Source organism: Alterinioella sp. (genome assembly GCF_058343375.1).
The window spans coordinates 1-17,880 of record NZ_JBTUJH010000111.1; the positions used below are offsets into that span (position 1 = coordinate 1).

Here is a 17,880-nt window from a genome sequence, read left to right on the forward strand (position 1 = left end):
CTCAAGTTGATCGGAGGCTGGATCGAAGACTATAACGAAAACCACCCGCACTCGGCCCTCAAATGGCGCTCGCCCCGCGAGTTCCGAAGGGCCCAAACCGAAACCGCTTAGGTGTCCGGTGAAACGGGGGCAGGATCACCCTATGATTTAGAATGGAATGGAGGCGAGTACCGGAATCGAACCGGTGTACACGGATTTGCAATCCGCTGCGTAACCACTCCGCCAACTCGCCTTTCTGTGGTCAGGCGCGGTTTAGCCGCAAACCGGGGTGCGGTGCAAGCGTTGATGCGTGGGTATTCGGGCCACGCCTTGGCACCAAGGCGCATTGCGCGTCGGCTTGTCCGTTGCCCTGCCGGGGCAGCTGTGGCATGACGGCTCAAACGTCATCAGAACCCCGGGTCAGAACATGCAGGATTTCGCCGCCCTTCGCACCATGATGGTTGATACACAGGTTCGTCCGCAGGATGTCACCAAGTTCAACATCATCGAGGCCATGCTCACCGTCGCCCGTGAGGCCTATCTGCCCGACGCGCTGCGCGATGTGGCCTATATCGGCGAAAACGTCACCCTGGAAGGCGGCCGGGTCGTGTTGGAGCCGCGCACGATGGGCAAGATCCTCGATGCGCTCGATATCCAGCCCGATGAGGTGGTGCTGGATCTGGGTCCGGGGCTGGGCTATTCGTCGGCTCTGCTGGCACAGTTGGCCGAGGCTGTTGTCGCCATCGAGGAAGTGCCGGGACTGGCCGCCGAGGCGCAGGATGCGCTGAGTGCGCAAGGGGTGGACAACGTGGCCGTGATTGAAGGTCCGCTGGCCTTGGGCAGCGCCAAGCACGGGCCCTATGATGTGATCTGTATCGAAGGCGGGGTCGAGGATGTGCCGGCGGCGCTGCTGGATCAGTTGAAGGATGGCGGGCGCATCGCGGCAATATTCATGACCGGGGCCCTTGGCGAATGCCGGATCGGGCATAAGTTGGATGGCAAGGTTTTCTGGCGGATGGCGTTTAATGCTGCGGCACCTGTTTTGCCCGGCTTTCACAAAGACGCAGGGTTCGTTTTGTAGAGTGAAGATCCCGATTATGCGGGTGTGGACCAGGGGCATGGCTATGAACAACAAGTTTTTGTCAATCATGACCGCAGCGGCGCTGGCGGTCTTTGTCGGACAGGCGACGCCTGTGCAGGCCGACACGCTGGCCGATACGATGGCTGCCGCCTATCGCAATTCCGACCTTCTGGAACAGAACCGGTATCTTTTGCGGTTGCAGGACGAAAGTGTGGCGCAGCAGGTGGCGGGGTTGCGCCCGGTGATCAGTTTCGTGGCGACATCGCGTTGGACCACGCCCACCACGCGCCAGGAAGATCGGATCAGCCTGACCGCCGAGATGCTGCTTTACGATGGCGGTGGTCGGCGGCTGTTGCGCGATGCCGCGCGCGAACAGGTTCTGGCGGCGCGCCAGTCATTGCTGGCCCTGGAACAGCAGGTGCTGCTGGATGCCGTCACCGCCTATATGCAGGTCTGGCGCGATATTCAGGTCGTGTCGGTGCGCGAAAGCAATCTGCGCGTGATCACCCAACAGCTGCGCGCCGCGCGCGACCGGTTCGAAGTCGGCGAAGACACCCGCACCGATGTGGCCCAGGCCGAGGCCCGGCTGGCCGGTGCCCGGCGCGATCTGGTCTCGGCGGAAGGTTCGCTGATGATCAATACCGAGCTGTTCCGCCTGGCAGTAGGGCGCGGCCCCAACCAATTGTCGGGCCCCGGGCCGCTGCCCTCGCTGCCTGCCAGCAATGAAGAGGCCTATGAGATCGGCCGCCAGAACCACCCGTTGATCCAGGCCGGGCGTCACGGACAGCGCGCCGATGAACTGAACCTTGATGCCGCGCGCAGCGATTATGGCCCAAGCCTCAGCCTCTCGGCCAATCTGGGCATCGACCCCTACGACCGTAGCCAAGCCTTTGAGGATTCCGCCAGCGCCACGCTGACGCTGAGCCTGACGCAACCGCTCTATGCCGGCGGGCGGCTGGCCTCGAATGAACGTATCGCGCTGGCCACCCTGCATGCCGGCCAGTCCGAACTGAACCAGACCATGCGCCAGGTTGGACAGCAGATCGGAAATTCCTTTGCCCAGATCTCCATCGCTTCGGCGTCGATCCAGGCCTCGCGACAGCAGATCCGGGCCAATCGGCTGGCCTTTGAAGGCGTGCAGGAGGAGGCCTCGCTTGGCGCGCGCACCACGCTGGATGTGCTGGATGCCGAACAGGATCTTCTGGATGCGCGGATCGGCCTGATCGAGGCCCAGAGCACGCTGTATCAGGCCAGCTATGGCCTGTTGGCGGCGATGGGGCTGTTGACGGTCGAACGTCTGGGGCTGGATGTGCCCGAATATGACGCCACCGCCTATTTCGACGCAGTTTCAGGCGCGCCTGTCAGGTCGCCCACCATGCGTGGTGCGCGGCTGGATGCGGTGCTGGAGCGATTGGGCCGCGACCAGTAGCGCTGCCCGAAATCATCGCAAATTTACCTATCCATTGTGCGAAAGCCATCGCGCCTGTATCCTGATGCGAAAATACGGCAATGCGCGCAGGCAGGCGTGGCGAAATCGGAGTGGTGGCACTATGGCAGACCCGGTAAAATCGGACGAGATAGAGGATGTGCTGTCCTCCATCCGCAGGCTCGTGACCGAGCATCAGCCGCCCGCTGAGGTTGCGGATACGAAAAAGCCGGGGCCTTCCGCAGACAAACTGGTTCTGACGCCCGCGTTGCGTGTGACCGACCCCGAAGACCCCTGGGTGCCAATAGTGGCGCAAAACGACCTGTCCGATGAGGCGGCCGATCTGCCGCGCAGCGACGGTGTCGACTGGGCGCAGGACCTATGGGGCGACGGAAATTCCGCTGCTGATCCCGATTTCGATCCGCAATTGCAGGCTGACATCCGGGAAGGGGCCGATGCCGTTGCGGAACCCGCGCCCAAGGTCGCGCCCAAGGCTGCACCCGGACCGGGTGTCGCCGAGCCGGTCATGGAACCCGACGAAAGCCTGTTCCGGCCCTCGGATGAGGCCGAGGAGGCGGTTGGCGATACCATCGAGGCCGAGGGTTTTATGGCTGCCGCGCCGAAACTCCCTGACATCACGGAAGAGGCTCGCAGCACGGATGCAGCCGCGCAGGGGGAGGCACCGCTATCCTTCATCCGATCCTCCTCCAGCGTGGTCGATTACGAGCCGGAGGAAGGCAATATCGCGGTCCCTGACGACGAGCCGCCGGTTGCCACACTGGAACTGGCGGAAGCGCGTGCCGCACAGATGGCCGTGGCCGGGGTGCTGTCGGAAATTGCCGCTGACCCGGCAGACAGCGCGGCAGTGGCGACAGATACGCCCAACGAGGCGGGGGATGTCGCCGCAGAAGCTGAGCCCGCCGCTGAGCAGGAGGCCGTTGCTGGTGACAATCCGGACGCACCCGATTTTCTGGCTGAAGACGCAGCCGAGCCTGCGCCGCAAACGCGGACGGGTGCCGAAGACAGCGCCACGGTCGAAGACCTGGGCGAATCTCCGTTCAGCTTCCCCGATGACGACGTTTCCTTCGTCGATGAAGAGACGCTGCGCGAGATCATATCGGAGGTGGTGCGCGAAGAATTGCAGGGCGAAATGGGCAAGCGCATCACCCGCAATATCCGCAAACTTGTGCGCCGCGAGATCCGCATCGCGCTGGCCACCGATGAGCTTGAGGATTGATCACCCCTTGACCTTGGGCCCCATGGCGGCAATCTGAACCCCATGCTGCCCTTGCGCGATCACAACCCTTCCGAACGCACGCCCTTTGTCACCTGGGCGCTGATTGCCATCAATATCGCCGTCTTTCTCAGCTATTTTCCCGGTATCGGTGACCAGCCGCGCTTGCTGATGTCATTTTATTCCGACTGGGGGCTGGTGCCACGACTGGTCAGTCAGGGTGAGCAGACGCAGACGATCTTCACGTCGATGTTTCTACATGCCGGCTGGCTGCACCTGGCGGGCAACATGCTGTTTTTGTGGATCTTCGGCGACAATATGGAGGATCAGATGGGCCATGTCGGCTTTTTGGTCTTCTATCTCGCCAGTGGTGTGGCGGCAGCGTTTGGTCAGATGCTGGCCGATCCGTTCTCGGCGGTTCCGATGGTTGGGGCCTCGGGGGCGATTGCGGGGGTGATGGGCGGCTATTTGCTGCTGTTTCCACGGGCACGGGTTGATCTGCTGCTGATTCTGTTCGTCTTTTTCAAGGTCATTACAATTCCCGCCTGGTTGCTGTTGGGGCTGTGGTTCGGGCTGCAATTGGTCAGCGGGACTGCGGCCGAAGCGGCGGGCGGCGGCGTGGCCTATTGGGCACATGCGGGCGGGTTTGTGGCCGGTGTGGTGCTGACGATTCCGCTGTGGTTGAAACGCGGCGGGCCGGGATTCTGGAGCTCCAACCACGGCCATCCGCCGCATGAGGAGACCCATCCGGCGCGCTCCGCACGCATGGTCCGGCAGGTTTCACGGCGCAGTTCCCTATCCACGCCGGATCTGACCGGCCAGACCCGAATACCGCGCGCCGGGCGCAGGCGCGGATCGGGGCCGCAATCTCCCTGGGGTGGTCGACGCTGATTTGATGAACAAGAGATCCGCAGATGCGGGACCGGAAAAGTTTTCGGGAAAACTTTTCCGGGGGGAAAATCCTTCCCGAAGGATTTTCGGCAAGCCTCAGGCGCGTTCGGAATAATCCATGGTCTCGGTATTGACCACGATCAATTCATCCTGGCCCACGAAAGGCGGCACCATGATCTTGACGCCATTGTCCAGGATCGCCGGTTTGAAGCTGTTGGCCGCGGTCTGGCCCTTTACCACCGGTTCGGTTTGCACGATCTTGCAGGTCACTTTCTGCGGCACGGTCGCGTTCAGCGCCTCGTCGTCGTAAAACTCGACCACGATGGTCATGCCGTCCTGCAGGAATGGGCGGCGGTCGCCCAACAGATCCGAGGGCAGTTCGATCTGCTCATAGGTCTGGGTATCCATGAACACCAGCATACCGTCGGTTTCATAGAGAAATTGCTGGTCCCTTTGTTCCAGCCGCACCCGTTCGACCTTGTCGGCCGACCGGAAGCGTTCATTCAGCTTGGAGCCGTTGCGCAGGTTCTTCATCTCGACCTGTGCAAAAGCCCCGCCTTTGCCCGGTTTGACATGATCGACTTTGACCGCTGCCCAGAGGCCGCCATTATGTTCGAGAACATTTCCGGGACGAATTTCATTGCCGTTGATTTTGGGCATGTGTCATTTCCGTGGCAAAAGGTTGAGAATTTACTGGCCGAACCTATATCTGCCACTTGGATGGGTGGCAATACACCTGAACTTGCGCAAATATTAACCCTGCCATGCGTCACGCGCATAGCACATATGCAAAACTTGCACACACGAATCAGTCAGGATGTGGTCTTAACGAGCGACACGCCGGAAATGCAAGAGCAATAAGAAGGACGACGGAATGAGAGATTTCGTTGATGGAACGGCATTCAACTTTGAACAGGGCCAACGGTCGCGTAAATTGTTCGCGGCGGTGGTTCTGGCAGCCTTGGATGACGCCATTGCAGATGACAAGAAATATGGCAACGGGCCCGATCAGATCGCCCGTTGGGCGCGGTCGCGTGATGGCCGTGAAGTGCTGTCCTGCGCCGGGATCGACCCCAATGAGCGTGTCGTTTCGGGCCTGATGGCATTTGTCTCCAACGGGGTGCGCACATCGGTTGCGCTGAGCCGTGAGGAAAGCGAACGCCGAAGTCAGGCCGAAGCCGCCTGATATTGATCCTGGCCCTTCCGGGGCCCTGGATGAAATCCGCGCCCCTGATGGGCGCGTTTTTCGTTTCAGGGGGGGCGCGCGCTTTGAGCGTGTCGCGCTTTATCGAATTCACCCGGCGGGCCGAACGCGTTATGCGTTGCAAACTCTGCCTCGGCCCGCCGGGGTGTGGCTCGTGCCTCAGGTAAAACGCAAAACGCTGTAATGAAAAAGGGCCGCCCGGTTTACGGGGCGGCCCTTGTCTTTGGCGAATATGCTGGTTAGTCCGCGCCGCGCACATCGAAGGTGGCGTCGGGGGCGGGGTGGAACAGCTTCTGCACAAAGAAGACGCCCACTGCCAATGCGATTCCGATCAGGTCGGAAATCCATCCACCTTCGATCATGAACAGCGCCGCCAGGAGGATCGCCACCCGCATGAACCACGCCACACGCCCGCCCATGAACCAGCCCTGCACGCCCGAGGAGAGCAGGAACACGCCAAAGGTGGCCGTCAGCCCGGCGCGCAGGATCTCGAACCAGGTGCCATCCATCAAGATGGCCGAGTTGTAGAAGAACATGAAGGGCACCACAAAGGCCGAGATGCCGATCTTGAAGGACGCCACCGATGTCTCCATCGGGTTTGCCCCCGATATCCCCGCCGCCGCGTAACTGGCCAGCGCCACCGGCGGCGTGATCGCCGAGACCACGGCGAAGTAGAAGACAAAGAAATGCGCCGTAAGCTGCGGGATGCCAAGCTGGACCAGCCCCGGTGCCACGACCGAGGCCGCAACCGCATAGGCCGCCGTGGTGGGCATGCCCATGCCCAGAAGGATGGCGATACACATGGCAAAGAACAGCGCCAGAAGCTGGCTTGCCTCTGCCACGCCAAGCAGCAGCGACGAGAACCGCGCGCCGACACCGGTCAGCGAGATGACCCCGACGATGATGCCCGCGCAGGCGCAGACAATGATAATCTGGATCGCCATGATCCCGGCCATCTCAAACGCCTTGACGATTGACCTGAGACCCATCCGGTATGGCGTCAGCCAACTGACCACTGCGGCCGAAACGGTTGCCAGCGTGCCGGCCCGAATGACCGAGTATCCCATGAACAGCGCCGCGATAAGAATGATGATCGGAAGGAACAGATAGACCTGGCGGATCAGTATTCTGATTTTGGGCAGCTCATCTTCGCGCATGCCGCGCATGCCAAGTTTGGCGGCCTCGAGATCGACCATGAAATAGATTGACGTGAAATAGAGGATCGCGGGGATGATCGCGGCAATGGCGATCTCGGTATAGGGGATGCCGGTGATCTCGGCCATGATGAAGGCTCCGGCCCCCATGATGGGCGGCATGATCTGGCCCCCGGTCGATGCCGCGGCCTCGATCGCGCCGGCGGTTTTCTTGTGATAGCCGACCTTTTTCATCAACGGGATGGTCAGGGAGCCCGTGGCCACGACATTGCCGGCCGAGGTGCCGTTGATCATGCCCATCAGGCCGGAGGCGAAGATTGCCACCTTGGCGGGTCCGCCACGCGACCGGCCGGCTGCGGCAAAGGCGAAGTTGATGAAGTAATCGCCGACTTTTGACGCCTGCAGGAAGGCCGCGAAGATGATGAAGAGGATGATATAGGTCGAACTGACCGCCGTGGTCGGCCCGAGGATGCCTGCATCGGTATAGACGAAGCCGAAGAAGCGCTGCCAATTATAGGGTGTCTGGACGGCAAGGATACCGGGCAAGAGATGCGCGGTGAAGGTATAGATCAGAAAAACACCGGTAATGATGACAAGGGCCAGCCCCGCCACCCGGCGTGTCAGCTCCAGGATCAGCGCGGTGCCCGCGGTGGCGGCAAAGGCCACACCGATGGGCACGAAGGGCGTGCCAACGGAATTGCGCGCGGCGGTGGAATAGATCGGCACCAGGTAAAGCGCCACCACGACGCCGCAGATCGCCAGCACGATATCCGAGGTCGAAAACCGGTGCCGATGGGTGTTTTCGAACCAGCCAAGCACAATTGCCCCGAACGTGGCGATCATCAGCGGGATGCCGAACCAGGTGACTTCCTGGCCGTAGATTTCGGTGCCGGGAAAGGCCGGCCATGTGATCAGGCCGCCCATTTCGGGCAGGGTGCCGCTATTGACCAGGAAACTGAATTTGATTGCCGTATAGCCGGCCAGCAGGGCCGGGATCATCAGGGCATATCCTGCCAGCGACAATCGCGGTGTTTCGGGCTTTTCGGCATCGGGAAACAGCCGGGCCCCATAGAGAAGAAACCCGAGCGCCAGGGCACCCGAGACGTGGACGATGCGGAAATTCCAGGTCTCCATCGGGAATCGCGGCAGAAACGGCAGATCGATCCCGGTCCAGGAGTTGATCGAAACACCGTTCAGGGCGGCCATATGAAAGGCTGCATACAATGTTGCGAACGTCGCGATAAAGGTCAGGGCCGCCCCGTTGAAAAGCCTGCGATTGCGTTCGATGGGTTCGTCGTCAACGCCTTCGGCCAAAACGACCTGATCGGCTTCTTCTGCTGTGGTGGTCATTGTCCCCTCCGCTCCGCCATCAGGGGGGTTTCCCCGGCAGATCCCCATTTATCAGGTGCCGCGCCCGTTCGAATGCCGGGCGCGGCGATGGTGTGTCAGGCTTGGCCCCGGATCACATATCCATGTCGATCATGTCGTCCGGAATATCGGCACCGGCATTGTCGATGAACCATTGCGCGGCACCGGGGTGCCAGTTCATCACGGTGTTTTTGTCCCAGTTTTCCGGCACGGTGGAGCGGGCCGCGCGGTGGATGCCCATCATCCGCTCATTATCCGACATCACCACATCGACCACGGCATAAACGAAGGAAGCCGGCAGATCGCAATTGGCGATGGCAAAATTCCACATCGAGACCGAACGCGCGTCATCTTCGAGCGTCGTATAGGTATCGGCCGCGATGTCGAAGGCCGAAACCGGGAACGCCGCCATGATCTGGGCCTGCTCTTCTTCAGTGAACTCGATGATGTTCACGTCCGTTTGCACTTCCAACTGGCTGACAGCAGGCACAGGCACACCGGCGGCAAAGGCGATGACGTCAAGCAGGCCGTCCTGCAATTGGCTGCCAAGGTCGGACCAGCCACCATTGCGGCGATCGAAATTGACGCCAAGCTCTTCCATCATGCGCGGAAAATAGGTGTCCGAGGTCGATCCTGCGGGGCCAAAGCCGATGCGCGCACCATCCGGGATATCGGCAACCGAATTGATGCCCGACGAGGACAGCGCGGTCACGCTGAACGGGGTCTGATACATCGGGAACATGGCGCAGGCATTGGTCATTTGCAGGCCGGGCGCGATGGGGTTGGTGCCGGCCAGCGATTCTGCCGCCGGGCCCATCGTGGTCATGCCGAACTGGGCTTCGCCGGTGTGAACCAGTGCCATGTTCTGCATCGGGCCACCGGTGACTTCGCCGCCGCCGGTCAGGCCCAGCTCTTCGGCCACAAGGTTGGCCCAGCCAGACCCATAGGCGAAATAGGTGCCGCCCTGCGACGCGGTGCCCACGGTAAAGCTTTCGGGCCAATCGCTGCGGTCCATCATGTCCATCATATTGCTGTCGGCGAAGACGGCGGTGGTTGTCAGCGCGGTGGTCATGACCAGCGCGGTCATTTTGGTGAATGTCATATCGGGTTTTCCTCCAGATTGTGCCAGCTCCCCGCTGGCTCCCGTTGGACCGGAACCTCCATTCCAGCCAGGGCGTGCTTGCAGATGCCGCCCCTTGCCGGCAGACTAAGCCGGACTGGCATGGCAGGGTTCAACCGCTGCGGGCGGAAAATACCCGCGGCGCGGTCAGAAAAACCGCGCCATGGGTCGAAACGGGGACAAAGCGGTGCGGAACATGTTCCCGTTTCGACACAGGCGCGTGGCCGGGTCGGCGCGGCGGCCCGGCGTGATGACAGCATCATGGGGCACAACGCCAGCCAGGGGCCAGGGAGGCGCGCCGAATATCTACGCGTCGCCGCTGAACGCCTCGCGCGTCAGCCCGTGTTTCTGCATCTTTTCATACAGCGCCTTGCGCGACAGGCCGAGCGCCTCATAGGTCTCTTTCAGGCGACCGCCATGGGCTGTCAGGCTGGCGGCAATCAGCGATTTTTCATGCGCGGCGATGCGATCGGCCAGACCGTCGCCCTTGGCCGCGTCCGGCGGGCCGATATCGAGATCCAGCCCAAGCGCGAAGCGGTCCGCCGCATTGCGCAATTCGCGGACATTGCCGGGCCAGGGCCGGGCCGCAACCGCGTTCAGCACCGCCCCCGGAATGTCGCGGGGCGGGCGTTTGTAACGGGCGGCGGCCTCACTCACCAAATGCACGAACAGGCGCGGCACATCTTCGCGCCGCTCGGACAGGTCCGGCATGCGGATGGTGACGACATTCAGCCGATAGAGCAGATCAGCCCGGAAATCGCCCGCCTCGGCGGCGACTTTCAGATTCTGCTTGCTGGCGGCGATGAACCGCACATCCAGCACCACCGGGTCGTTCGATCCAAGCCGGGTGATCACGCGGTTCTGGATGGCATGCAGCAGCTTGGCCTGCACCGGTTGCGACATGCTTTCGATTTCATCAAGGAATACCGTGCCGCCGCGGGCATGTTCGAACCGGCCATAGCGCGGCCGGGTGGCCCCGGCAAAGGCCCCGGCCTCGTGGCCGAACAGCTCGCTTTCGATCAGGGCGGCGGGCAGGGCGGCGCAATTTATATGCACGAAGGGCTTGCCGGCGCGCGGCGATGCGCGGTGCAGCGCGCGGGCCGCGACCTCCTTGCCGGTGCCGGTGGCCCCTTCGATCAGCACATCGGCCTCGGTGGCGGCAATGGCGCGGATCTGGCTGCGCAGGCGGACCATTCCTTCCGATCGCCCGGTCAGCCGGGCCTCGATCGCGTCGCGCCCGCCGACCTGGCTGCGCAAGGCGCGGTTTTCCAGTGTCAGGCGGCGTTTTTCCAGCGCCCGCTGCACGGTGGTGACAAGGCGCGCCGGGGCATAGGGTTTTTCGACGAAATCATAGGCCCCGTCGCGCATCGATTGCACCGCCAGATCGATATCGCCATGGCCGGTGACCAGAATGACCGGGATCTCGGGGTCAATCTCCAATGCGCGCGCCATCAATGTCAGGCCGTCCATCTCCGGCATGCGGATATCGGTGACCAGCACACCCGCGAAATCGCGCGCCACATGCGCCAGCGCCGCGGCACCATCGGCAAAGCAGGAGACGTTCAGTTCCTCCAGTTCGAGGCTTTGCGCGGCGGCCAGGCGCAGGTGGTCTTCATCATCGACAAACAGAATGGTTTCTTCGGTCATTCGGCGGCCACCTCATCTGATACAGCTATCCCCGCCAGATCGACCACAAAGACCGCGCCGCCGCCGGAATGGTTATGGGCTGCCAGCGTGCCGCCGAAATCGCGCACGATATTGTAGGAAATCGACAGCCCCAGCCCCAGGCCCTTGCCGGGGCTCTTGGTGGTGAAGAACGGATCGAAAAGCTGCTCTTGCGCGGAAAGCGACAGCCCGCTGCCGTGATCGCGCAGGCGCAGCTGCCAGCGTGGGCCGTCTGCGACGATGTCGATTTCGATGCGCGGATGGTCGGTATCTTCCATCGCGTCCAGCGCATTCGACAGCAGGTTCACCAGCACCTGTTGCAGCCGCACCTGACCGCCCATCACCATGATCTCGGCTTTGGGGCGGGCAAAGATGATCTCGGCACCGGCTGCCGAGATTCGCCCGCCCATCAGCGCCAGCGCATCGTCCAGCACTGATACCAGCGGGATCGGGCCGATCTTTTCCTGCGGGCGACGGGCGAAATTGCGCAGATGTTTCGAGATCGCGGCCATGCGGTCGGCCAATTGCGAGATCAGCCCGACATTCTTGCGCGCCTCATCGGGCCGGCCGCGATCCAGATATGTCACCGCGTTTTCGGCATAGGCTTTCACGGCGGCCAGCGGTTGGTTGAATTCATGGCTCAGCCCGGCCGACATCTGGCCCAGGGCGGCCAGTTTGCCGGCCTGAACCAGCTCACTCTGGGTGCGGCGCAGGCGCGCTTCGGTGGCGCGGCGGTCCTCGACCTCCTGGGTCAGCTGGGTGTTGGCGTCATGCAGATCAGCGGTGCGTTCGGCGACCCGCGCCTCCAGCATTTCCTGATAGAGCCGCTGTTGTGTCAAACGCTCGAAAAGCCGCGCCCTGCGTTGCAGATAGAGCGCCCCGGCAAGACCCGCGAACAAGGCGACCAGGATCATCAGAGCCAGCATCTGGCGGGCCTGCAGAACGGCGCTGATTGTTGGTGTCAGCACCCAGACCCGCCAGCCCGCCGCCGCGATCAATCCGATATTGGTCACGAATTCTTCGGTGCCGTCATCGCCTTCGACGCGCAGGATCTCGGTTGCCGGGCCAAGGCTTTCGCGGCTGGCGTTCAGCGGGCGCAGGCGGTCCAGCGGGTATTGGCGGGTGGCGCTGATGGCCTCGATCGCCAGTTCGGGGACGGGGCCGAGCGTGTTGAAGATCCAATCCGCGCGATCGGACAGGAAAATCACATTGCTCGGGTCGGTCACGAGGATGGTGTTGTCGCCGTCGCGCCAGGTCTGTTCGAAAGTGTCGAGCAGGATCTTGACCACGACCACGCCCAGAACCTCGGTGTTGTCGATAATCGGCGCGGAAAAGAAATATCCACGCTGTCCCGATGTGATGCCAAGCCCGTGGAACCGGCCGCGGCCCTGGCTGAGCGCATCGTTGAAATAGGGCCGGAACGCGAAATTGCGCCCGACAAAGGAGGTCTCGCGCCGGTAATTGCTGGCGGCAATGGTCGTGCCGTCAAGATCCATGACAAAAATATCGGCCAGGTCCAGGCTCAATGCGGTTTGGCGCAGCTGCTCATTGGCAAAGGGCAGCAGGCCCTGATTATCCGGGTCGCGCAGGATTTCCGCCAGGATCGGGCGTTCGGCCAACAGGGAGGGCAAGGCTTCGGTCCGGCTCAGCGCGCCGCGCAGGCTGGCGGTGGCAAGGCGCAGGGTGGCCTCCTCGCGGGCACCGGTCTGGGTAATGAAATACCGTTCAATCCGGGGCAGGGCGGCAAAGCTGAGACCGATTGCCAAGAGCACCAGCAGCGCAAGGTTGCGCATGGCAGGCCGCATTGGCCGGTATCTGGGGCGCGCTGCCGTCATGGGGCAAGTATGGGCCGGGCGCGGGCGCTTGCCTAGAGGTCATCGGGGTGGTTTTCTATGCTTCAGGTCCCGGCCATCCAGGTGGCCAAATCGAAAGGCACGCGACATGAGCCAGATTCCGCCCTTCACCGGCCCGGCGCTGTGCGGCCTGCCCGCGCATGAGGTTGTCGACCTGCTGAAATCAGGCGCTGTCAGCCGCGCCGAGGTGCTGGAGGCCGCCCTGAGCCGCATCGCGGCGGTTGAACCGGCGGTGAATGCCATGCCGACGGTTTGCGCCGCGCGGGCGCGCGCGGCGGTGCTTGATGAGGCCCGGGCCGATCACCCCGGATGGCTGGCGGGCCTGCCCATCGGCATCAAGGATCTGACCCCGGTGGCGGGCGTGCGCACGACCTGGGGCACGCCGGGTCTGGCTGATTTCGTGCCCGAGCAAAGCCACCCTCTGGTGGCGCGGCTGGAAGCGCGTGGCGGCGTCGTTATCGGCAAGACCAACACGCCCGAGATGGGGGCCGGTGCCAATACGTTCAACGCGGTCTTTGGCGCAACCCGCAACCCGTGGAACACGGCGCTCAATGCGGGCGGATCATCTGGCGGGGCGGCGGTATCGCTGGCGACGGGCGAGCTCTGGCTGAGCCACGGATCGGATCTGGCAGGGTCACTGCGCACGCCGGCCGCATTTTGCGGGGTCGTGGGGTTGCGCCCGTCGCCCGGGATTGCCGGGCCCGGGCCGCAGGGCAACGGGTTTCATCTTGAGGCGGTGCAGGGCCCGATGGCGCGTTCGGTGCGCGATTGCGCGTTGTTTCTGGATGCCATGGCGGGGTTCGACCCGCGTTGGGCAATTTCCTTTCCGCCACCGGGTCGCCCCTATCAGCAGGCCGTGTTGCAGGCCGAGCCGCATATCCGCATCGCCTTTTCCCCCGATCTGGGCGGTTTTGCGCCCTGTTCGCCGCAGATCGAGGCGCATTTGCGCCGCGCACTTGGCGCGGTCGAAGCCGCGGGCGCGATGGTGAGTGAGGATTGCCCGGATATGGCGGGTCTGGACCACGCCTATCGCACCGCGCGGGCGCTGCTCTGGGCCAGCGGGCCGGGGCAGGCCCCCGATGCCGTCCAAAGCCGGTTCAAGGCAACCCTGCGCCAGAATATCCGGCAGGGCCGCGATCTGACCCTTTCGGACATCATGACCGCGCAGCGCGCGAAATCCGACATTTTCGACCGGATGGTTGCGTTTCTGGGTGATTTCGATGTGCTGGCCTGCCCGGTCACCGGTCTGATGCCCGGCCCGGTCGAGGAGGAATTTCCGACCGAAATCGCGGGCAAGCCGCTGACCGATTACATTGACTGGCTGAAATTTTCCTTCCTGTCGGCAACCACCGGCCTGCCTTCCGTCTCGGTCCCTGTGGGGGTGTCGGCCCAGGGCGTGCCGGTCGGGCTGCAATTGATCGGGCACCATCGCGGCGAGGCCCGGCTGTTGCAGGCGGCGCGCGTGGTTGAACAGGCCATGGGCGGGCCGTTGGGGCCGATTGATCCGGTGCCGCGGCGGGATTGACCCATTGAAAACGCAGCTTCCATCCCCCCAAATAGCCAAACAGGATCACCGAATGAGGCCCCGCCATGTATGACAGAAATTACCTTGCGCGCCGGTTGCGCGCCGCCTCTCTGGGCCGCGAAGAGGCCCCGTTTCTGATCCATGGTCTGACCGACAGGGTGACCAGCTATGGCCAGTTCTTTGCCAATGCCGAACGGATGGCCACGGCTTTGCGCCGCATCGGTGTGGCCCCCGGTGACCGGGTGGCGGTGCAGGCCCCGAAAACGCAAGCGATGCTGGAGCTTTATGTGGCCTGCCTGCTGACGGGGGCGGTGTTCTTGCCGCTCAACCCGGCCTATACCGCCGCCGAGATGCGCTATTTCCTGACCGACGCCACGCCGGTGCTTCTGGTGTGTGATCCGACCCGGCTGGAGGAGTTGGGCGCGCTGGCGTCGGCCTGCAATCTGCGCTGGATCCACACCATCGCCGCCGATGAGACCGGCACCCTGGCGGATGCGCGCGACGCCGAAGTGCCCGGTTTTGACCCGGTGCCGCGCGGGGCGAATGATCTGGCGGCGATCTTGTATACTTCCGGCACCACCGGCCGTTCCAAGGGGGCGATGCTGACGCATCGGGCGCTGGCCTCGAATGCCCAGACCCTGCGCGATCTGTGGCAGTTTTCCGACCGCGATGTGCTGATCCACGCGCTGCCGATCTTTCACACCCACGGGCTGTTCGTGGCCACCAATACCATTTTGATGGCGGGCGGGTCGTGCATCTTTCTGCCCCGATTCGACGAAGGCCCGATTCTGGATGCGATGCCGAAAGCCACCGCGATGATGGGCGTGCCGACCTTCTACACCCGGCTTCTGAAACAGCCCGGCCTGGCCTATGCGGCGCGCAATATGCGGCTTTTCATTTCCGGATCGGCACCGCTTTTGGCCGAAACCCATGCGCAATGGCAAAAGACCACCGGCCACGCGATCCTGGAACGCTATGGCATGACCGAGACCAATATGAACAGCTCGAACCCCTATGATGGCGAGCGGCGCGCCGGCACGGTCGGGTTGCCTCTGCCGGGTGTCGAGTTGAAGATATGCGACCCCGAAACCGGGGCCGAGATGGCACCGGGCGCGATCGGCGTGCTGGAGGTGCGCGGCCCCAATGTCTTTGCCGGCTATTGGAACATGCCCGAAAAAACCGCGGAAGAATTGCGCCCGGACGGCTTTTTCATCACCGGCGATCTGGGCCGGATCGATGCGGATGGCTATGTTCACATCATTGGCCGCGCCAGGGATATGATCATTTCGGGTGGCTTCAATATCTATCCGAAAGAGGTGGAGGCCGTGATCGACGCCCTGCCCGGCGTGCTGGAAAGCGCCGTCATCGGCGTGGCGCATCCCGATTTCGGTGAAGCGGTGGTGGCGGTGGTGGTGCCGCAGGCGGGCCGCAGCCTGAAAGAGGCGGGTATTCTGGCCGGGCTTGGCGATCAACTGGCGCGGTTCAAGCACCCCAAACGGGTGATCCTGACCGATGCCTTGCCGCGCAACACCATGGGCAAGGTCCAGAAAAATGCCCTGCGCCAGACCCATGCCCGGCTCTTTGCGCAAGAGGCGCAAGAAAAGTGATCCGGGGCCCGGTCGGCGTGCCGGGCCTCCAATATGCGATCTGGCGGGCCGGTTTCGGTAACAGGGCGGGGAAATGCGGCGCGGCTGTCGGTGCCATGCCGGATCAGATCGGGATACGCGCCGGCAATGATAGCCCGCGCCTCTGCCGTCTCGTTGGGGCGCAGGATGATGGTGGGGTCGATCATGGCGCGCCTTTCAGCTGTGCGCCAAGATCCCCGAGCGCATCGAGCACCGCGTGGCCCTGATCCAGCGTGGCATCCAGCTGCGGTGCGCGCAGATTCAGCCAGCGCTTGTCGCCGCTGGTGACCGCCAGCACGGATTTCATCGCGCCGATCAGCCCCGCCTGTTGCATGGTGGCGCGAAATTCCTGCATGGCGCTGTCCTCTGCCGACATGTCGCGCCCCGCCCTGGCCCCGTCATAAACCGCCCGAATGGCGGCTGCGTTAAGGTTGACCGTGGCCGCGATGCAGCCTGCCCCGCCCTGCGCCAGGGCCCGCGTCAGCAGCGCTTCGGTGCCCGGAAACACCGACAGGCGCGGGGCCGCGTCGATCACCGCGCTTGTATTGGACCAGTCGCCGGTGCTGTCCTTATAGGCCACGAAACTATCCGGGTCATCGGCGTTGAGAGATGCGGCCAAAGCGGGTGAGATCGGCACGCCGGAATTTCGCGGAATGTTGTAAAGGATGATGCGGGTATTCTTGTTACCGATACCCGCAACCAGTTCGGTGAAATATCGCGCCTGACCGGCATCGCCGGTGCCGCCGTAGAAAAATGACGGCAGCACCATCACGGCCGCACAACCCGCCGCCATGGCATGCGAAGACAGGGTGATGGTGTCCTCCAGCGCGCAGAGCCCGGTGCCGGGCATCAGGCGATCCGCGGGGATCCCGGCCTCCAGCAACCAGTCGAGCGCCTGCATCCGCGCCGCCATGCCCACTGACAGAGCCTCACCCGTGGTGCCAAAGGGCGACAGGAAATGCGCGCCCGCGTCCAGAACGCGCTGCGCATGCGCAACCCAGAGATCACGCGCGATACGGCCACCCGGTTCAAACGGGGTCAGAATCGGGCAGACAATGCCGTTTGGGTGGTGGGTCATGGGGCCTCAGACAGCAGGTCAAGAAGCGTGGAAAATGGCACATCATCCGCTGCCAGCGCAAGGCAGGCATCGCGGATGGATGCGGCGCGCGGCTGGCCCAGAACGGGGGCAGCGAAGGACATGAACTTGGCGCGGATGTCGTCTGTTGAAAAGGGCTGATCGGGACCGCCACGGGCATTGTAATCGCCCGATTTCAGCGCCCTGCCATCGGTAAGCGTAATCTCGATATCAGCCCATCTCCCTTCGGGATAGCGGGCCTCGTGGCGCGGTTCCACCTCCCCCTGTGATGCTCCTATAAAGTCACTTCCTGCCCGCTGCCGGGGCAGCTTGATGGTCGACACGTCACAGGAAAGACATGTGGTCACTCAGGGAATGGGTCAGGCCATCAAGCCGCAATACCACACTCACAGTCAGGGATGTTGTCCGCCGCTCTATTTCTCGGGTTGGCGGGATAGGGCGATGACCTGGGATATTCACCGGAACGCAGGGCAGCTGTGCTGAAGCGGATTGCCTGTGCGGCGCTTGTCGCAGGAGGAGGGGATCTCAGAGGCAACGCTGCACAAGTGGCGGGCTCTGGCGCGCAGCAAGGGTCAGCTTTTGCCCGATGCCGATGCTGGCCCTGAGGGCTGGGCATCGCGCGACAAGTTTGCGGCGGTGCTGGAGACGGCTGCGATGAA

Annotated in this window: 16 protein-coding genes and 1 tRNA gene; 9 read left to right on the plus strand and 8 right to left on the minus strand. The window is 63.1% G+C overall.

Features of this window, described 5'->3' with window-relative positions; translation table 11 throughout:
• A partial coding sequence (locus ACW8PS_RS14875; protein ID WP_491526311.1) for an integrase core domain-containing protein occupies positions 1-111 on the plus strand: 111 nt, incomplete at its 5' end.
• A gap of 47 nt (positions 112-158) precedes the next feature.
• Here the strand turns inward: ACW8PS_RS14875 and ACW8PS_RS14880 are convergent.
• Positions 159-232, minus strand: a tRNA-Cys gene (locus ACW8PS_RS14880).
• A gap of 174 nt (positions 233-406) precedes the next feature.
• On the opposite strand from ACW8PS_RS14880, the gene ACW8PS_RS14885 reads away from it, so the two are divergent.
• From ACW8PS_RS14885 to ACW8PS_RS14900, 4 genes are all read left to right on the plus strand, one after another.
• Positions 407-1,060, plus strand: coding sequence for a protein-L-isoaspartate O-methyltransferase family protein (locus ACW8PS_RS14885; protein ID WP_491528283.1), 654 nt, complete (start codon positions 407-409; stop codon positions 1,058-1,060).
• 43 nt (positions 1,061-1,103) lie between these two features.
• Complete coding sequence (locus ACW8PS_RS14890; RefSeq protein ID WP_491528284.1) at positions 1,104-2,489, plus strand: TolC family outer membrane protein; 1,386 nt, start codon at positions 1,104-1,106, stop codon at positions 2,487-2,489.
• Between the two features lie 121 nt (positions 2,490-2,610).
• Positions 2,611-3,723: a hypothetical protein gene (locus ACW8PS_RS14895; protein WP_491528286.1), complete on the plus strand. Its 1,113-nt coding sequence runs from the start codon at positions 2,611-2,613 to the stop codon at positions 3,721-3,723.
• 42 nt (positions 3,724-3,765) lie between these two features.
• Positions 3,766-4,611, plus strand: a complete 846-nt coding sequence (locus tag ACW8PS_RS14900) for a rhomboid family intramembrane serine protease (RefSeq protein WP_491528287.1) — start codon at positions 3,766-3,768, stop codon at positions 4,609-4,611.
• A 96-nt stretch (positions 4,612-4,707) separates the two neighbouring features.
• Here ACW8PS_RS14900 and efp read toward each other — a convergent pair whose 3' ends face one another.
• Complete coding sequence (gene efp / locus ACW8PS_RS14905; protein WP_491528288.1) at positions 4,708-5,271, minus strand: elongation factor P; 564 nt, start codon at positions 5,269-5,271, stop codon at positions 4,708-4,710.
• 214 nt (positions 5,272-5,485) lie between these two features.
• On the opposite strand from efp, the gene ACW8PS_RS14910 reads away from it, so the two are divergent.
• Complete coding sequence (locus ACW8PS_RS14910) at positions 5,486-5,797, plus strand: DUF6280 family protein (protein WP_491528289.1); 312 nt, start codon at positions 5,486-5,488, stop codon at positions 5,795-5,797.
• Between the two features lie 257 nt (positions 5,798-6,054).
• Here the strand turns inward: ACW8PS_RS14910 and ACW8PS_RS14915 are convergent, their stop codons facing one another.
• From ACW8PS_RS14915 to ACW8PS_RS14930, 4 genes are all read right to left on the minus strand, one after another.
• Positions 6,055-8,319: a TRAP transporter permease gene (locus ACW8PS_RS14915; RefSeq protein ID WP_491528290.1), complete on the minus strand. Its 2,265-nt coding sequence runs from the start codon at positions 8,317-8,319 to the stop codon at positions 6,055-6,057.
• Between the two features lie 112 nt (positions 8,320-8,431).
• Positions 8,432-9,439, minus strand: a complete 1,008-nt coding sequence (locus ACW8PS_RS14920; RefSeq protein ID WP_491528291.1) for a TAXI family TRAP transporter solute-binding subunit — start codon at positions 9,437-9,439, stop codon at positions 8,432-8,434.
• A 324-nt stretch (positions 9,440-9,763) separates the two neighbouring features.
• A complete protein-coding gene (locus ACW8PS_RS14925; protein ID WP_491528292.1) occupies positions 9,764-11,104 on the minus strand; it encodes a sigma-54-dependent transcriptional regulator in 1,341 nt (446 codons plus the stop codon).
• A complete protein-coding gene (locus ACW8PS_RS14930; protein WP_491528293.1) occupies positions 11,101-12,915 on the minus strand; it encodes a sensor histidine kinase in 1,815 nt (604 codons plus the stop codon). The genes ACW8PS_RS14925 and ACW8PS_RS14930 overlap by 4 nt, the downstream gene beginning before the upstream one ends.
• Before the next feature lie 148 nt (positions 12,916-13,063).
• On the opposite strand from ACW8PS_RS14930, the gene ACW8PS_RS14935 reads away from it, so the two are divergent.
• Positions 13,064-14,500 carry an amidase gene (locus tag ACW8PS_RS14935; protein WP_491528294.1) on the plus strand — a complete coding sequence of 479 codons (1,437 nt, stop codon included), beginning with the start codon at positions 13,064-13,066 and terminating at the stop codon, positions 14,498-14,500.
• A gap of 65 nt (positions 14,501-14,565) precedes the next feature.
• Entirely contained in the window at positions 14,566-16,107 is a 1,542-nt protein-coding gene (locus tag ACW8PS_RS14940) for a malonate--CoA ligase (protein WP_491528295.1), read from the plus strand.
• 181 nt (positions 16,108-16,288) lie between these two features.
• On the opposite strand, the gene ACW8PS_RS14945 is transcribed toward ACW8PS_RS14940, so the two are convergent.
• Positions 16,289-17,203, minus strand: coding sequence for a dihydrodipicolinate synthase family protein (locus tag ACW8PS_RS14945; protein WP_491528296.1), 915 nt, complete (start codon positions 17,201-17,203; stop codon positions 16,289-16,291).
• A complete protein-coding gene (locus ACW8PS_RS14950; protein ID WP_491528298.1) occupies positions 17,200-17,478 on the minus strand; it encodes a hypothetical protein in 279 nt (92 codons plus the stop codon). The genes ACW8PS_RS14945 and ACW8PS_RS14950 overlap by 4 nt, the downstream gene beginning before the upstream one ends.
• A 238-nt stretch (positions 17,479-17,716) precedes the next feature.
• Here ACW8PS_RS14950 and ACW8PS_RS14955 point away from each other — a divergent pair.
• On the plus strand, positions 17,717-17,880 hold a 164-nt coding region (locus tag ACW8PS_RS14955; RefSeq protein WP_491528299.1), incomplete at its 3' end, for a hypothetical protein.

What these genes read in the sequence shown, in the direction of transcription:
- ACW8PS_RS14940 (WP_491528295.1), top strand. Translation starts at nt 14,566, where the DNA reads ATGTATGACAGAAATTACCTTGCGCGCCGGTTGCGCGCCGCCTCTCTG.
- ACW8PS_RS14890 (WP_491528284.1), top strand. Translation starts at nt 1,104, where the DNA reads ATGAACAACAAGTTTTTGTCAATCATGACCGCAGCGGCGCTGGCGGTC.
- ACW8PS_RS14895 (WP_491528286.1), top strand. Translation starts at nt 2,611, where the DNA reads ATGGCAGACCCGGTAAAATCGGACGAGATAGAGGATGTGCTGTCCTCC.
- ACW8PS_RS14885 (WP_491528283.1), top strand. Translation starts at nt 407, where the DNA reads ATGCAGGATTTCGCCGCCCTTCGCACCATGATGGTTGATACACAGGTT.
- ACW8PS_RS14920 (WP_491528291.1), bottom strand. Translation starts at nt 9,439, where the DNA reads ATGACATTCACCAAAATGACCGCGCTGGTCATGACCACCGCGCTGACA.
- ACW8PS_RS14945 (WP_491528296.1), bottom strand. Translation starts at nt 17,203, where the DNA reads ATGACCCACCACCCAAACGGCATTGTCTGCCCGATTCTGACCCCGTTT.
- ACW8PS_RS14915 (WP_491528290.1), bottom strand. Translation starts at nt 8,319, where the DNA reads ATGACCACCACAGCAGAAGAAGCCGATCAGGTCGTTTTGGCCGAAGGC.
- ACW8PS_RS14930 (WP_491528293.1), bottom strand. Translation starts at nt 12,915, where the DNA reads ATGCGCAACCTTGCGCTGCTGGTGCTCTTGGCAATCGGTCTCAGCTTT.
- ACW8PS_RS14900 (WP_491528287.1), top strand. Translation starts at nt 3,766, where the DNA reads ATGCTGCCCTTGCGCGATCACAACCCTTCCGAACGCACGCCCTTTGTC.
- ACW8PS_RS14935 (WP_491528294.1), top strand. Translation starts at nt 13,064, where the DNA reads ATGAGCCAGATTCCGCCCTTCACCGGCCCGGCGCTGTGCGGCCTGCCC.
- ACW8PS_RS14910 (WP_491528289.1), top strand. Translation starts at nt 5,486, where the DNA reads ATGAGAGATTTCGTTGATGGAACGGCATTCAACTTTGAACAGGGCCAA.
- efp (WP_491528288.1), bottom strand. Translation starts at nt 5,271, where the DNA reads ATGCCCAAAATCAACGGCAATGAAATTCGTCCCGGAAATGTTCTCGAA.
- ACW8PS_RS14925 (WP_491528292.1), bottom strand. Translation starts at nt 11,104, where the DNA reads ATGACCGAAGAAACCATTCTGTTTGTCGATGATGAAGACCACCTGCGC.